This is a genomic window from Propionispira raffinosivorans DSM 20765 (assembly GCF_000381065.1).
Lineage (GTDB): Bacteria > Bacillota > Negativicutes > Selenomonadales > Selenomonadaceae > Propionispira > Propionispira raffinosivorans.
Map to the genome: position 1 here is coordinate 63,915 of NZ_KB905842.1, position 16,707 is coordinate 80,621.

The following is a 16,707-nucleotide window of genomic DNA, read 5'->3' on the forward strand; positions in this document are numbered from 1 at the left end:
AAGGTTGAATGAAAATGAAAATTTTAGAAGGAAAAGTAGCAATCATAACAGGGTCTTCGAGAGGCATTGGACGTGTTGTTGCTGAACAACTGGCTGATTTAGGTGCTAACGTGGTGATTAATTATTCCAGCAATCGCCAAAAAGCAGATGATGTGGTGGAAGGTATTCTTAAAAAAGGAAGCAAAGCGGTAGCACTTCATGCTGATCTAAGTAAGTTAAGTGATGTTAAAGAATTGTTTACAAAAACAATTGAAGCGTTCGGTAAAGTGGATATTCTGATTAATAATGCAGGGCTGATGATAACCAAACCTCTTTCGGATGTAACGGAAGACGATTTTGATAAACAATTTGCTGTAAATGTAAAAGGTACTTTCTTTGCTTGTCAGCAAGCCTTGAAACATATGGAAAACAACGGAAGGATCGTGAACTTCTCGACGTCTGTAGCCGGGCAAATGTTTCCGACGTACAGTGTATATGCTGGTACAAAAGGTGCAGTTGAACAATTCACTCGTCAACTTGCAAAAGAATTTGGTTCTAAGCAAATTACAATTAATGCAGTGGCTCCTGGACCTGTAAACACTGAGCTTTTTAAATTGGGAAAAACAGAGCAGCAAATTGACGCTATGAAAAAGATGAATGCTTTTGGCCGAATTGGTGAACCAGAAGATATTGCAAATGTTATTGAATTTTTAGTAAGTGATAAATCACAATGGGTAACAGGTCAAACCCTGCGCGTAAATGGTGGGTTTATTTAAACAAGTTACTCGTAAAAAGACTTAATTCTATGCACTTTATTGATTATAGGGGGCACTGCTAGTGAAGGATTTTCCAGAATTTATGAAAAATGAGAAAAATCATATTGATAGCAATCAACAAAATACAAAAGATATTGATGGATACTTTTTTACAGGTAATGACGGTAGTCAGATGGCTTTTTGGACATGTTATGCTGATAGAATCTCTAAAGAACATAAGCATCCATTCGATGAATATATGGTATGTATTTCTGGGAAATATATTGTTAACATGAATGGACAAAAAATCATTTTAAATCCCGGCGATGAACTTTTTATTCCAAAAGGAACGGCACAAGGTGGGAGTTGTATTGCGGGGACAAGGACAATCCACGTTTTTGGTGGAAAGAGAATCATATAATAAAAGAGAATTTGCGAACAATTCAAAGGATAAGTAGTGCAATTGGTTTATTTAGATTGTGGTAATGCCAAATATATCTTGACCAATAGGCAAATATATTGACTTTGATTTTTCTGGTATATATAATGATTATATAAATTGCAACATATCATTTTATACATGTTTCAATTTTGTCAATTTACAGAGGTGAATTAAAGGGAGTGGGGTTTTATATGAATTTAAAAAAAGCCATAACAATGATGACCTTGAGCGGAGTACTGTTGAGTTTAGGGGGCGTGGTTACGGCTTCGGCCGAAACCGTTCATGCTGATGACAGCAAAGTACTTAATGTACAGGTAAAAAAAACGCCGGTTGACTTGATCTCCGATGTTGTTTATGAGCAAGTGTCAACTATGGGGTATGAAAATGTCGCTATGAAGATGGATGTGCTCAAGCCCGAGAAAAAAGAAAAAATGCCGGCAGTTATCTTTGTTACGGGGGGCGGGTTTATCCATGCCAATAAAGATAAATATATACAACAGCGCCTGCAAATTGCTGATGCTGGCTACGTTGTTGCCAGCATTCAATATCGTGTGGCACCGACAGGAAAGTTTCCAGAACCAGTTGAAGATGTAAAGGCAGCGATCCGTTATATAAAAGCCAATGCAGAAAAATTTAACATTGATCCGAATAATGTCGCTGTTATGGGAGATTCGGCCGGTGGATATTTGTCTGCTATGGTCGGCACGAGTAACGGCACGAAGAAATTCGATAAAGGCGAAAATCTCGATCAAAGCAGCGATGTAAAAGCGGCTGTCGATATCTATGGTCTGTCTGATTTGACGCGTGTTGGCTCTGATTTTTCCGAAACTGTACAGAAAAAACATAAATCTGCCGGAGCATCCGAAGCTCTTTGGGTAAATGGCTGTCCGACTTTCGGCGGTGAAGATGGCGGGATTCTGGCAGATCCGGCTAGTGCGGCAGCGGCAAATCCGATTCATTATATTTCCGATAAAACGGCACCATTTCTTCTGATGCATGGAACGGCTGATCAACTCGTATCACCGAGTCAGACGGAAATACTGCACCAAGCGCTGCAATCTCATGGAATAAAATCCACACGTTATGAAGTTACCGGTGCTGCTCATGGTGGTGTGTACTGGGTACAGCCAGAAGTTATGCAAGTCGTTATCGATTTCTTAAATCAATACTTAAAAACAAAATAAATTATTTCATCATAAAATATTGAAACACAAATAGAGGGTGCACCATTTTGGTACACCCTCTATTTTGCTGTATAGTTTTACACTTCATAGGGCTTATTTATTTCTCCCCAACTTGACATAAGCTGCAGTATGGGAATGAGGGTTGCCCCTTTTTCTGTTAAGGAATATTCAACTTTAGGTGGAACTTGATGATATTCGTTTCGATAGATCAAATTTTCGGATTCTAGTTCTTTAAGCTGCTGGCTTAACATCTTATGTGTAATTAATGGTATCGTTCGTTTCAACTCGCCGTAGCGTTGTACTCCATTTTCAAATAATTTATAAAGTATAAGCCATTTCCATTTACCTCCGACAACGGACAGTGTATATGTAATAGAACATTTACATTCATTCGGTGACCATTTTTGCATTATTACTCTCCTTTTCGATAGTATCTATCATAAAAGTGCATACTTTTCTTTTTGATAATATCATATACAATTAGAAGCAAGAAAGCAATTGATAAAAGAAAGGTGACTTTACATTATGAAAAAAGTAATAGCTATTAATGGCAGTCCAAGGAAAAAATGGAATACGGCTACTTTATTGAATAAAGCACTCGAAGGAGCGGCTTCACAGGGAGCAGAGACAGAGCTCATCCATCTTTATGATTTAAAATATAAAGGCTGTATAAGTTGTTTTGCCTGCAAACTAAAAGATGGGAAAAGTTATGGAAAATGTGCCTGTAACGATGATTTGACACCAATTTTAAAAAAAATTGAACAAGCGGATGCGCTAATTTTAGGATCTCCTATTTATTTAGGCGTAGCTACTGGCGAAATGAGATCCTTTATCGAACGTTTAATTTTCCCTTATTTTGTGTATGATGAGAACTATTCCTCGCTTTTTGATAAAAAGATACCCACTGGTTTTGTTTATACGATGAATGTAAATGAGCAGCAGATGAAAGATAGTGGATATAATTCCAATCTACAAATAACGGAATGGGCTTTGAAGAATGTTTTTGGTGCATCAGAATCGTTGATTGTCACCGATACCTATCAGTTTCAAGATTATTCCAAATATGTTGCACCGAAATTCAATGTCGAGGAAAAAGCCAAACGACGCGAAGAAGAATTTCCTAAGGATTGTGAAAAAGCCTTTGCAATGGGGGCTAAATTTGCGGCAGGAGTGAATATAGATGGAATTAATTGAAATAAATCAAGAAAAATGTATTAAATGTGGAATTTGCATCGATGAATGCCCAACCAGAGTTTTAGTTATGGGAGCAGATGGTCCGGTGGCAGGGCAGCCGCAGAACTGTAATGAGTGCGGGCATTGTGTTGCCATATGTCCACGGGAGGCAATTGATAATCAAAAAGCCCCTTTCGTGAATCAACCTACTTTAAAAGAATTTCCGGTTTTAAATGAAAAAACTGCGCAACAATTTCTTAGGTCTCGCCGATCAATACGCTGTTATAAAAATACTGCTGTTCCAAGAGACACATTATTAAAATTAGTTGAAATTGCTCGCTTTGCACCTACTGCTAGTAATCGGCAGGGTGTGTCTTATCTTATTATCGAAGATAAGGAAATTCTTAAAAAGGTTACTGAGACAACAATAGAGTGGATGGAAGCAGAAGTTTTAAAGGATGCACCATCGCATTGGAGTTTTCCTATTCACATTCGTGCTTATCGAAAAAATGGGTTGGATAATATTTTGCATGATGCACCTCATTTGATTTTAGCCATGGCATCAAATGATTTATCAAATGGAAGAGAAAACACGATTTTTTCGCTTGCTTACCTTGAACTTTTTGCAACGTCACTTGGATTGGGTTCTTGCTGGGCAGGACTTATTGAAATGTGTGTATTTGCCAAGTATGGTCCATTGCTGGAATTATTCAAAATTCCCAATGGTAAAGTGATAACCGGAGCAGTTATGCTTGGTTATCCTAAATATAAGTTTAAAAGACTGGTTGATCGTAATCCATTAGATGTGACTTGGTTATAATAGCTTCATTGTTTACAAAGAGCAACGGCGATTTATAAGTGATGACGAAAAAAGCAGTATAGTTGAGCTAATCAAAGGAATTTATTTAATTTAGTACTTTTACACTAAATGATGGCTTTAAATGTTGATTTATAAGAAAATTCTTACATTGCAAAACAATACGTTTATAGTAAACTTATTGTAGACATGGATGCGAAAGGAAGCGGGATGCAATGGTTGTTTCTGGAAAAATTAACACTCGTGGGAAAATTTCTACTCTTACCCCAGCACATCAAGATACTAAATTTATAAATACCGGGAAAACAACGAAAGGTTCTGGAGTTGCGGCAGTTTTTCGAAAGAGTACTTTAGCGGATTATAACGATAAAGAATTAAGTCAGCTGCAAAAAAGTATGCTGAATTTACAAGACCAAATAGGGAAAATTCAAGATAATGACGATATTGACAGTAAGACCAAAAAAGAATTATTAGAAAACCTGAACAGTCAATTGGAAGAAGTAAAGGCTGAATTGGAGAAGGCCTCAGCTGCTACAACAAGTAAAACGAATGACGACAACAATAAACAGTCGACTGCGAAAGATTCGAAGCCGACGGAACAATCATCGCAAGATGATATAATATCAATGGGATCAGATTTTAAGCAAGTCAAGGCAGCCAGCACTACCTCTGTGAAACTTAAAACGGAAGCTAAATTGGAGAAAAATGAACTTAAGCGTGCTATTAATGATCCAAATGAACATTTACGGCTCGAAGCTGCTGATATAATTGATAAGCGTCAAGGCGAAATAAATCGTAAAAATGATTCTGTGGAAACGTTAAATTCGCTTATTCAAGATGTAGAAAAAAACTCGAAAACAAAAGTTAATAATACTAAAAAAGATCCTAAAATAGGGGGTAGTAATACGGAAATAGTTTCTGCGTCTGATAATGGGAATTCAGATGAAAACGCTAAAAAAATGTTGCTGTAGTGCGTAAAGTAACAGATCTGATTCTATGAAATAAAAAATAGCCGTTGATTTATATTCATATTATGGATGTAAAGCAACGGCTATTCTTTTATATATAGACTTTGTTATTGTGAGAGGGATTCAGGTCAGTGTTGGCGAAGTGGTATGTAAAGATTTTGTGTTTGAAATGATATATATTAAATGAATAGGTAAAGCTTTGCAATACAATATTTTGGGAGGGTATGAAATGACGAATAAATCAGGGTCATTATTTTTAGCTCCAGGAATCAAAGTAATGCAGCGTTTAGAGTTTTTGCATAAAATACTAGTTTTGCTTGTAATTTTATTGATCCCTATTCTTTTGTTATCATATGCATTTCATGGGGAAATTCGCAAAGTAACGGATTTTGCAGCCAATGAACGGCACGGACTAAAATATGTTTTGCCGTTATCAGAACTGTTGATAGAGGTAAGTCAGGATACAGCGGACACTTTCAATTTGAATAATAGTGTGGAACTAATTAGTCGCATCGATCAAAATGATGCAGAATTTGGCAAACAATTAAAAACAACAGATCGTTGGCTTGAACTTAAAGCGATGCTCGAACACAAAAGTGTTACAACACGGCAGCAAGTTATGGATAAAACTACAGATTTGATTGCGATCGTTGGTGATTCATCGGGGTTAGTCCTTGATCCAGATATTGATAGTTATTATATAATGGATACAGCTATCGTGAAATATCCAGAGTTATTAAAAAAGACCAATCAAGCAGCAACGGCAGCGATAAAAGATTTATCAAAAACAAATAAAACAATGGATGAGCAAATAGAAATACCAATGCTTGCCGGATCTATTCAATCGACAATTGAAGGTGCGGAAATAGGTGTTAACAATGCTGTCAAAGCAAACACATCCTTAACAAGCGGGTTAGAAGCTTTTGCTGCATCGAAGCGTGCAACAATGAGTTTATTGGAAGAAGTAAATCATACATTATTGAAAAGTAGTGAAGCAAAAGGTACGTATGCAAATCGACAATTGATACAAAGTCAGTTAAAACAAGTAAATGGTCAAAGCGCAGCAGCGTATCGTTTATATTTAAATCAGCTTGATACATTGCTTTTAAAGCGTATCGATACGATTACAACCCATGAAAAATCAATTTTATGGGGGATCCTTTTTGTTTTTATTATTGCGTTTTATTTGTTATTGGCATTGTATTATTCCTTAAAACAGTCCATTATGTCAATTTTCGATGGGACACACAATTTTTCGCAGGGAGATTGGCGTAATTCGATTCAAATTGTATCAAATGATGAGTTTGCAGAAATTACGGATTCATTAAATAAAGTTCGTGAAGGCATACGACCGATGATTCAGAGCATTTTGAATTCAACACAGCAATTAACATCCTTGGCTGGTGAGCTTACGACGATATCGACACATTTAGAACATGTAGCAGATATCATGGTACAATCTGTTTCTTTGGTTGATGGGGGCGGAAAACAGCAGATGGGGGCAGTTCATAAAAGTTTACAGGCCATCGAAAAGATGTCGACTAATATTGAACAAATTACGAATAATACAGTCGTTGCCAAGACTTCTTCGGAACAGACGGCGGATGCTGCTCAAAAAGGAACTGTTTCTATTGAACTGGTAGTGGAACAGATGTCACATATTGAGAGAACTGTTCTTGATTCAGCAAATATTGTAAAAACTTTAGGTGAGCATTCACAAAAAGTTGGACAAATTATTGATACGATTTCAGCAATTGCCGATCAGACGAATTTATTAGCTCTGAATGCTGCCATTGAAGCGGCTAGAGCCGGGGAGAATGGTCGAGGTTTTGCCGTTGTTGCCGAAGAAGTTCGGAAATTAGCGGAACAATCGCAAGATGCGACAAAAGAAATTTCTCAAATCATACAAGAAATTCAACAAGAAACTTGGAAAGCAGTGGATGCTATGCAAGCAGGCACTGGCGTTGTAAAAAATGGGTCCGAGGTAGTGAACACTGCCGGAAAATCTTTTACAGAAATAGCAGATTTGGTCTATCATGTTTCAGGAACCATTCATCAGATTGCTGATACGGTTCAAATTATATCTCAGGCAAATCAAGAAATTATAGTGACTGTTGATGAAATAAAAGATATTAGCAATGAATCGGTTCTTCAAACTAAGAATGTTTCGGAAGCTACGGGAGAACAAACACTTTCGATGAAAGAGATTATCGTATCAAGTCAGACTCTATCAAAAATAGCGGATGAATTGCAGGGAACGGTGAAGTTTTTCAAAATATGATTATTGTCATTTGTCACACAAGCGATAATTTCTTTAATCTCTGGAACTGCATTTCCCATTCTGGCGGAAAGATCGAGAAATATTGAAACTTCAATAGTGGAACTGGAATGAGAAAAATATATTTAAAAATTTTGCTGAATTGGATTTGGTGAATGATATCTATTGTAGGACTACATTATCAAATTACTGTCGATGGTGCGTGGACAATCATTAAAGATTATGGTATGATAAAAAACATGTAAAAGCCATAAAAACTGGCAATGAAACCGGATGCTCATGTTTTCAATGAAAAAATTTGTAAATATGTGTCATCCGGTTTTTTTTTGCTGAAAATTCATTTAATTCAGGAGGAAAAAAATCTATGTTAGAAGAAAAGAAAAAAAAATCAGGCGATATGCTTAGTAAGCTTGGTAACTGGATCATTGTTGCCACAGTTCTAGGGGCAGTTGTTGGGCTTGTCATGGGCAAACCAGCACATATGTTTGCACCTATAGGCGATCTTTTTATGCAGCTCATCAAAATGGTCATTATCCCCATGGTTTTTTTCTCACTTGTCAGTGGCGCAGCAGCGCTGGGAAAATCGAGCAGTGCCGGCAAAATTGGTCTTGTAACTTTTATTTATTATGGGCTGACGACTGTAGTATCCGTGGTGCTGGGAATCGTTTTTGCTGAAGTCTTCAAACCGGGTGTTGGTATCAACATGCATGCTCTTTCAAGTGCAGCTGTCGATGTTGGTAATCTTGCTGAGAAGGCTGCAATGCCAGGATTTTGGGATACAATCATTGGTTTCATTCCAGCAAATCCGTTTAAGGCTCTGGTTGACGGTAATATTTTGCAGATTATTACATTTGCATTATTTGTAGGCTTTGCACTTGCAATGATGTCAAAGGAAAAGAAAGAGTTCATGCTGAAGATTTTTGATTATTTCACGGAAATATTCATTAAAATTATGCTCGCTATCATGTATATTGCGCCAATCGGCGTATTTTGTCTTATGGCAGATGCCACTGGAACCTTTGGTTATGATGTGCTCGTTAAAATTGTGTATCTCATCGTTCTTTATGTCATCGTACTTGCTATTGTCACTTATGTTATGGTCGGCGGTACGGTCGCGGCTTTTTCGAAATGCACAACCTACAAAAACTTTTTCAAGAGTATGTGGAAAGTACAGATTTTTGCATTTTCGACCGCTTCATCAATGGCCACACTGCCGCTCAATATGCGGACAACGATCGATGAATTGCATGTTTCTCGAGAAACTACATCATTTGCCCTGCCACTCGGGGCTACGATCAACATGAATGGGAATGCGGCCTACTATGCAATGGCGGCTTGTTTTCTTGCCCAAATGTATGGCATAGACCTTTCATTGTCGCAGTACATTGCGATCGTTGTTACAGCCTCTCTTGGTGCTGTTGGACAGGCGGGTGTTCCGGGACCAACACTGCTTGTTGTTGCAGTGCTTGCTGCAGCGAATATTCCAATGGATGCTTTACCTATCCTGTTTGGCGTTGACCGTATCTTTGATATGCTGCGTACTGCAGTAAATATCACAGGCGATGCAGCCTGTGCAACAATTGTTGATCAGTTTCGCAAAGAAGACTGAAAAATTTAAAAATTAATAAATTTTATATTTGAAGCATCCTTCGGGGTGCTTTTTTTTGTCGGGAAATATGTAAAGCTGATGGGTGTGTATGTATGTTTACTTTACATTTTCATAACACAGACGTAACAACCAGTAGCGTTCCTTTTGTTAAAATGAAAATAAAATATGAAAATGAGGAGGAACTGCTCTGAAACAAATTTATTTTTCGTCAACTCTAATGTGGAATGCATCTGTTCAAGAAATATTTTCCCTGGCGCAAGCCTATGAAGTTGGTGGTATTGAGTTTTGGGCAGAGCAGGCGGAGCTTTTTCATTACAATACGCGTGATATTCGAGTTTTGGCACAAAAATATGACATGAAAGTTGTTGTTCATAGTAAAAGCTGGGATCTCAATTTTGCTTCTATAAATAAGAGTATCCAAAATGCATCGCTACGCTCGATAAAAAAATCAATTTATTTTGCAAAATTGATTGGTGCCACTGAAGTGACGATTCATCCACCACGCCGGACGCTGCCAATTGAAGGCTCTTTTTATATAAAGAAAACACAAACTGGATTGGAAAAACTTCTCAACTATAGTGTGAAACAGGGGGTGCACCTTTCCTTAGAAATCATGGAAAAATTACCAAACGAAATTATTACTACTCCTGAAACATTAAAAACGATTTTAGGTACATTGTATGAATCTTTTTTTTACACGATAGATACGGCACATTGTATCGATAAGAAAGAGCTTTTTGCGATTTTGGCGAGTATAGCTCCTGTATCGAAAATTCATATTAGCAATAAAAAAGGTAAGCAGCTCCATACGCCTCTGGAGGATGGGGATTTTGATTTTCGGCAGATATTGCCTCACTTGAAAGAATATAATGTCCCATTTGTGATCGAAGGGTTAGAAGTGGAGGCTACCCATCAAGTGCTAAAAAAAAATATTGAGTATGTACAAAATATTTTAAAAGAAGCAGTATTGCAATCATAAAAGGAGATAAAATAGCATGGGATTTTTTCAAAATTGAAAAACCATAAGAACAGCCCTCTAATTTGATGTCTTTATTTCACACCAAATTAGAGGGCTGTATATAGTTTATGATTGTATTAATTAGGCAAGATCAAAGCGATCTGCATTCATTACTTTATCCCAAGCTGATATGAAATCCCGTAAAAACTTCTCCTGAGAATCAACAGATGCGTATACTTCTGCAATAGCTCGAAGTTGTGAATTTGAACCGAAGATAAGATCTACACGAGTGCCTGTCCACTTAAGTTCACCCGTAATCCGATCACGACCCTCAAATACATTTTCATCTTCAGCTGTCGGATTCCATACCGTACCCATATCGAGCAGATTTACAAAAAAGTCATTGGTAAGAGTTTCAGGCCTATTTGTGAAAACGCCGTGTTTTAATTGACCAAAGTTGGTATTCAAAACGCGCATTCCACCAATGAGAATCGTCATTTCTGGAGCAGTCAATGTCATCAGCTGTGCACGATCCACCAGCAGAGCTTCTGCTGGTATGGAATATTTGCTTTTAAGATAGTTGCGGAATCCATCCGCTTTCGGTTCCAACACTGCGAAAGACGGAATGTCGGTTTGTTCCTGAATTGCATCCATACGGCCTGGAATGAATGGAACAGATATATTATTATAGCCTGCATCCTTTGCTGCTTTTTCAATTCCTGCGTTTCCACCTAAGATGATTAGGTCGGCAAGTGAAACCTTTTTTGTACCCTTCTGTGCGGCATTAAAGTTTGCCTGGATTTTTCCAAGGGTATCAAGAATTACATTCAGTTGAGCCGGTTGGTTCACTTCCCAATCTTTTTGTGGGGCCAAACGGATACGCGCCCCATTTGCTCCTCCACGCTTATCTGATCCCCGAAAAGTTGATGCAGAGGCCCATGCTGTTGAGACTAGTTGAGAGACAGTTAATCCAGAGGATAAGATAATTCCCTTGATATATAATATATCTTGCTCGTCAATTAAGTCACAATTGATTTTAGGAATAGGATCCTGCCAAATTAGTTCCTCTTCAGGAACCTCTGGTCCAAGATAACGGGATCGTGGACCCATATCGCGGTGTGTTAGCTTAAACCAGCCTCGTGCAAAAGCATCCTGAAAATCTTCAGGATTTTGCAAGTACCTCCTCGCAATAGGTTCATAGATGGGATCAAAGCGAAGAGAAAGATCTGCCGTAGTCATCATTGGGCGGTGCTTTTTCGATGAATCATGCGCATCAACCACCATATCTTCTTCATCCACGTCCTTGGCCAGCCACTGATTAGCTCCGGCTGGGCTTTTGACTAATTCCCATTCGTATTTGAATAACACTTTCAAATAACCCATATCCCATTTAGTCGGATTCGGTTTCCAAGCGCCCTCAATACCGCTGCCAATCGCATCGCCGCCTTTACCACTACCGAAACTGCTCTTCCAACCAAGCCCCTGTTCCTCAATACCAGCAGACTCGGGTTCAGGACCCACAGAAGTTGCCGGCCCTGCGCCGTGACATTTGCCAAAGGTATGACCACCTGCGACAAGCGCAACGGTCTCTTCGTCATTCATAGCCATACGGGCAAAAGTTTCGCGAACGTCTTGGCCGGATGCGATTGGATCTGGATTGCCATTAGGACCTTCGGGGTTTACATAAATTAAGCCCATCTGCACAGCAGCGAGCGGGTTTTCCAAATCTCGATCACCAGAATAACGTTTGTCACCAAGCCATTTGTCTTCAGAACCCCAATAAATATCCTCTTCAGGTTCCCAAACATCCTCACGTCCACCTGCAAAGCCAAATGTCTTAACTCCCATTGATTCCAACGCACAAGTTCCAGCAAGAATCATTAGATCGGCCCAAGAAATTTTTAGTCCGTATTTTTGCTTCACTGGCCATAGTAGTCTGCGAGCCTTGTCTAGGTTAACATTGTCAGGCCAACTGTTGAGTGGAGCCAATCTTTGCGATCCAGACCCTGCACCGCCACGCCCATCATTGATGCGATAGGTACCAGCACTGTGCCATGCCATCCGAATGAATAATGATCCGTAATGACCATAATCAGCAGGCCACCATTCTTGTGAAGTTGTCATTAGTGTATAAAGATCTTTTTTCAAGGCTTTTAAATCCAGACTTTTAAATTCTTTCGCATAAGTAAAAGAATGATCCATCGGGTTGGAAAGAGATGAATGTTGATGCAATATTTTCAAGTTCAGTTGATTCGGCCACCAATCTCGATTTGAGGTTCCTCCTCCGGCAATCGCTTTTTGAGACATACCTGTTACGGGACATTTGTCATATTCACTCATAAAATATTCTCCTTTCATCAACTACGTATAATAGTTGTTTAAATGGAATAATTATTATATGTTTAAATATTCTTTCTATATCTACAAAACCCTTTTTTGCATAGAGAAAAGGATTTTTCTTGCAAATATTTTCATAAACTTATCTTTGGCAGGACGTTTATAAGGCAGTTGAAGGCTAACTGGTATGTCTTTTTATTATATTTTCTCCATTATGCAGAGAAGTACCCTATAGAGGTTTGACTCTTTTTTCATTGTCTACTCTATAGGGTACATTTTAGAATTTCATGGGGGTAGTTTATATGGTCAACGCTTTTTTGATTGCGGTACTTACACCTGAATTATTATTATCATTTGTCACAAAAGAGGCAATTGCTTTAATTTCCGGAACGGCATTTCCCATTCCGGCGGAGTGGTCGGGGAATTCTTCAAACATTGTAATATCATTTAAACCATCACCAATGACCATAACCTCATCTCTTTCAATCCCAGCATCTTTTGCAATACGTTTAAGTATCGCTCCTTTGGTTGCTGCTGCATCATTGATTTCAATATTTGTTGCAAAACTTGCCGATACGGCTATACCATTAATCGTTTCCATTTGTTTTCGAAAAGCCGACATTTCCGAGGCGTTATCACCAAAACTAACAAATTTAGCGATTTTAATATCACTAGCCAGAAAAGCATCTATATCTTTAATATACTGCATACGACGAAAATGAGAGTTGTGGAGAAGGTATAGAAAAATCTGCAGCATAGTAAAATTTGCATGATAGATACGTGCCCGTTTAATCATACTACAGAATAGTTGGAACTTTGTACCAGATGTATAACAACCCTTATTTGTATAAATTTCAATGGCGGACTTTTTCGTTTGCTGCATCATAGAAAATATTTTACGAGCTTTTTCCTTTTCAATATAAATACCAGCAATGCAATCTCCGGCAGTATTGAAGTATTCAGCACCATTCATTGTAATACATTCACATTCTAATCCATATTTATCAAGAAGCAGCTTCACATCATCGTAAAGACGTCCCGTGGCAATGGCAAAGCGTATATTTTGTTGCTGTGCTTTTTTTATCATATGGCAATTTTCCGCGGAAATTTCATGACGGCTGTTTATTAATGTTCCATCCATATCGGCTGCAATAAATTTAATCATTATTCAAATCCTCCTGACAAAATAATAGTAAATAATATAATAAGCGTATACCAAATTGCAACAATTGTAAATTTAATCCTAAAAAAGCTCACCGGTATGCACGTATGCTTACTTTACATTTTCATAACACAGACGTAACAACCAGTAGCATTCCTTTTGTTAGAATGAAAATAAAGTATGGAAATGAGGAGGAACTGCTCTGAAACAAATTTATTTTTCGTCAAATCTAATGTGGCATTCATCTGTTCAAAATATTTTAAAAGAAGCAGTATTGCAATCATAAAAGGAGCTAAAATGGTATGGGATTTTTGAAAAAACGAGTTTTGACAGGTCTGCTTGCTTTCTTTACGGCAGCTGTACTTTTAACAGGCTGCGGCAGTCAGAACGTAAGTGAAACTTCACCCGGTAAACTAAGTGGCAGTATTACAGTTTATACGTCACAACCAGAAGAAGATATTCAAAAACTGATTGAAAAGTTTAATGAAAAGCAGCCAGATATTAAGGTAACTGTTTTCCGGAGTGGGACTGAGGAAGTTGTCAGTAAAGTGTTGGCGGAAAAAGAAACTGGAAATGTACAGGCCGATGTTCTTTTGGTAGCGGATGCAGCGACTTTTGAAGAACTCAAAGGAAAAGATTTGTTGATGCGTTACCAATCACCTGAACTTAAAGGCATTAGTAAAGAATACTATGATGCTGATTATACTTATACGGGTACCAAAATTATATCGACAGGGATTATTTATAATAAAAACATGATTAAAATAGCACCAACTTCATATAAAGATTTAACAAAAGCAGAGTTTAAAAATAATGTTATTATGCCAAGTCCGCTGTATTCCGGTGCAGCTGCTTATAATTTGAGTGTGCTTACACGTACAAATGGTATCGGATGGGAATATTATCAAGCCTTAAAAGACAAGGGAGCTAAAGTTGATAAAGGTAATGGCACAGTACAAAAAGCGGTGATTGATGGTCGTGTCGGCAGTGGTATTATTGTTGACTATATGGCATTGAGAAGTAAGCAAAAAGGTGCACCCGTTGAATTTGTTTACCCAAGTGAGGGATCTTTAACTGTTACAGAACCTGTTGGAATTTTAAAAGCTACAACACATGCAGAACTTGCTAAAGCTTTTGTTGATTTTATCTTATCGGAAGCAGGACAAAAGGTAACTGCTGAAATTGGCTATACCCCGATTAAATCTGGAGTAAAGGCACCGGAAGGATTCAAATCTGTTGATGAAATTAAAAATATTACCTACGATTTAGCGACCCTTGTCAAAGCACGGCAGGATGATAAGGAAAAATTCAGCAGAATTTTCAATTAAAATATAGGAATCACTTTAAGACTGTGGCCTATCCACAGTCTTTTTTATAGGAGATTATTATGCGTAAAATTGTAAAAGACCGTCTTACAAAATCATTCCTTTATTTTGCAATATTTTTTGTGTTTCTTATGCCGCTTCTCAAATTATTTTTCATGAGTCTTATTGGGATGGATGGTATTGGCATAGAAAATTATGCCTTGTTACTTCATGATAATCGGACCCATGAGGCAATATATAATACCATGTTTATTGCTGTTTTTTCTACAGTGTTATCCCTTTTTTTAGGGGGAATATTTGCTTTTTTTATTGCCTATACTAATATACGAAAAAAACGGTTGATTGAACTTATGGTATTGGCTCCATTTATCATTCCGTCGTATATTATTGCCCTTTCTTGGAGTGGCTTACTAGATACTGGAGGTGTACTCCAGCTGAGTTTTACTAATTTACATATGCCAGTCCCTAATATGTATAGTGTAGGTGGTATCGTTTTCGTCATGGGCCTTTGTCATATGCCGATTGTTTATTTGTCTGTGCTTAGTACCCTGCGTAAAATTCCGAAAGATTTGGAGTGGGCAGCTAGAACGTCTGGTTACACTACGTCACAGACGCTTATGAAAATTAATCTTCCGCTTGCAATGCCAGCATTTATGAGTGGTGGCATTTTGGCATTTCTAGCAGCAATTGATAATTTTGCGATTCCAGCTTTTTTAGGAATTTCGGCTAATATACCAGTCCTTAGCACTTCTATTTATGAAAAAGTCATTAGCTTTGGACCAAGTTCTTTTAATATGGCTGCCGCACTGTCTGTAATATTATCCATTATCGCAATCGGTGGTATTACATTGCAAAATCTTTTGATTAGAGGAAGTTCTAATCAAGACAGTATGCAGGAAGATTTTTCGGCACGAATTTTTCTAAGTGAGTCACGAAGGCGAAATCTGCAGTGGGGATGTATTATTTTTTTAGGTAGTATCGATATGGTTCCCTTGCTTCATATGTTATTGACAGCTTTTCAAAAAAACTATGGAATACCGCTTGCGATAGACAATCTTTCTTTGTATAATTTTTCCTTTTTAGCAAACAATCATGGTGTGTATCAGGCAATCTACAACAGTGCAATATTATCAATACTTACTTGTGCTATTTGCATTATTATAGGGACAGCCTGTGCCTATGCTAAGGTACGTTACCAAAATCGTGCGGCTATGGTCTTAGAATCTGCAGCATCATTGACTTATGCGATTCCGGGAATTGTAATTGCTTTGGCCATGATTTTTCACTGGGGCAAGATTCCACATGTTTATGGATCGATCGGAATTCTTATTTTGGCGTATAGTACAAGATATTTAATTTTACAAATAAAAAACAGTACAACAGCGATTCTAGCAATTCATCCTGCCCTCGAAGAAGCAGGGAAAATATTTGGTGCCAATGAGTTGCGAATTTGGAAAACAATAGTCAGTCCTTTACTTTTACGACCAATTTTAACAGGGGCTTTTCTGATTTTTATTTCTGCACTAACCGAATTGAGCCTTTCCTCGATGCTCGCTTCTGCTGGAACAAAAACGGTAGGACTTTTTATTTTTAATCTTCAACAAGGGGGCGACTATAATTTATCCGCCGCTTTGTCAGTACTGATTGTCCTTATTGTTTTGCTAGCTTATGGTATAGGTGAACATTTAAATCGTCAAAAAACTTGTTAAGTAATAGAAGG

Annotated in this window: 14 protein-coding genes; 11 read left to right on the forward strand and 3 right to left on the reverse strand. The window is 37.8% G+C overall.

Features of this window, described 5'->3' with window-relative positions:
• The first annotated feature begins 8 nt into the window (after positions 1-8).
• The 3 genes from F606_RS0104295 to F606_RS0104305 all read left to right on the forward strand — a co-directional run bounded on the left by F606_RS0104295 (position 9) and on the right by F606_RS0104305 (position 2,360).
• Positions 9-755, forward strand: a complete 747-nt coding sequence (locus F606_RS0104295; RefSeq protein ID WP_019552642.1) for an SDR family oxidoreductase — start codon at positions 9-11, stop codon at positions 753-755.
• Positions 756-837: 82 nt separating this feature from the next.
• Positions 838-1,155 (forward strand): cupin domain-containing protein, encoded by a 318-nt coding sequence (locus F606_RS0104300; protein ID WP_211210027.1) that lies wholly within the window; start codon positions 838-840, stop codon positions 1,153-1,155.
• A 212-nt stretch (positions 1,156-1,367) separates the two neighbouring features.
• Positions 1,368-2,360 (forward strand): alpha/beta hydrolase, encoded by a 993-nt coding sequence (locus F606_RS0104305; protein ID WP_019552644.1) that lies wholly within the window; start codon positions 1,368-1,370, stop codon positions 2,358-2,360.
• 77 nt (positions 2,361-2,437) lie between these two features.
• Here the strand turns inward: F606_RS0104305 and F606_RS0104310 are convergent, their stop codons facing one another.
• Positions 2,438-2,770 carry a winged helix-turn-helix transcriptional regulator gene (locus tag F606_RS0104310; protein ID WP_019552645.1) on the reverse strand — a complete coding sequence of 111 codons (333 nt, stop codon included), beginning with the start codon at positions 2,768-2,770 and terminating at the stop codon, positions 2,438-2,440.
• Between the two features lie 115 nt (positions 2,771-2,885).
• Between F606_RS0104310 and F606_RS0104315 the strand changes: the two genes are divergently transcribed.
• From F606_RS0104315 to F606_RS0104340, 6 genes are all read left to right on the forward strand, one after another.
• Entirely contained in the window at positions 2,886-3,554 is a 669-nt protein-coding gene (locus tag F606_RS0104315) for a flavodoxin family protein (protein WP_019552646.1), read from the forward strand.
• A complete protein-coding gene (locus tag F606_RS0104320) occupies positions 3,541-4,353 on the forward strand; it encodes a nitroreductase family protein (RefSeq protein ID WP_019552647.1) in 813 nt (270 codons plus the stop codon). Before F606_RS0104315 ends, F606_RS0104320 begins: the two co-directional genes overlap by 14 nt.
• 212 nt (positions 4,354-4,565) lie before the next feature.
• Positions 4,566-5,321, forward strand: a complete 756-nt coding sequence (locus F606_RS0104325) for a hypothetical protein (RefSeq protein WP_019552648.1) — start codon at positions 4,566-4,568, stop codon at positions 5,319-5,321.
• Between the two features lie 226 nt (positions 5,322-5,547).
• A complete protein-coding gene (locus F606_RS22185; protein WP_019552649.1) occupies positions 5,548-7,599 on the forward strand; it encodes a methyl-accepting chemotaxis protein in 2,052 nt (683 codons plus the stop codon).
• Between the two features lie 361 nt (positions 7,600-7,960).
• The gene (locus tag F606_RS0104335; RefSeq protein ID WP_019552650.1) at positions 7,961-9,205 is read left to right on the forward strand and encodes a dicarboxylate/amino acid:cation symporter; all 1,245 of its coding nucleotides are present in this window, start codon (positions 7,961-7,963) and stop codon (positions 9,203-9,205) included.
• 217 nt (positions 9,206-9,422) lie between these two features.
• Entirely contained in the window at positions 9,423-10,184 is a 762-nt protein-coding gene (locus F606_RS0104340) for a sugar phosphate isomerase/epimerase family protein (protein WP_019552651.1), read from the forward strand.
• A gap of 120 nt (positions 10,185-10,304) precedes the next feature.
• Here the strand turns inward: F606_RS0104340 and katG are convergent, their stop codons facing one another.
• Both katG and F606_RS0104350 read right to left on the reverse strand, forming a co-directional pair.
• Positions 10,305-12,503 (reverse strand): catalase/peroxidase HPI, encoded by a 2,199-nt coding sequence (gene katG, locus F606_RS0104345; protein ID WP_019552652.1) that lies wholly within the window; start codon positions 12,501-12,503, stop codon positions 10,305-10,307.
• Positions 12,504-12,798: 295 nt separating this feature from the next.
• Entirely contained in the window at positions 12,799-13,665 is an 867-nt protein-coding gene (locus F606_RS0104350) for a Cof-type HAD-IIB family hydrolase (RefSeq protein ID WP_019552653.1), read from the reverse strand.
• Positions 13,666-13,964: 299 nt separating this feature from the next.
• Between F606_RS0104350 and F606_RS0104355 the strand changes: the two genes are divergently transcribed.
• On the forward strand, positions 13,965-14,990 hold the full coding sequence (locus F606_RS0104355; protein WP_019552654.1) for an ABC transporter substrate-binding protein: 1,026 nt from the start codon (positions 13,965-13,967) through the stop codon (positions 14,988-14,990).
• A 59-nt stretch (positions 14,991-15,049) separates the two neighbouring features.
• Positions 15,050-16,696 (forward strand): ABC transporter permease, encoded by a 1,647-nt coding sequence (locus tag F606_RS0104360; protein WP_019552655.1) that lies wholly within the window; start codon positions 15,050-15,052, stop codon positions 16,694-16,696.
• The last annotated feature ends 11 nt before the right edge of the window (positions 16,697-16,707 follow it).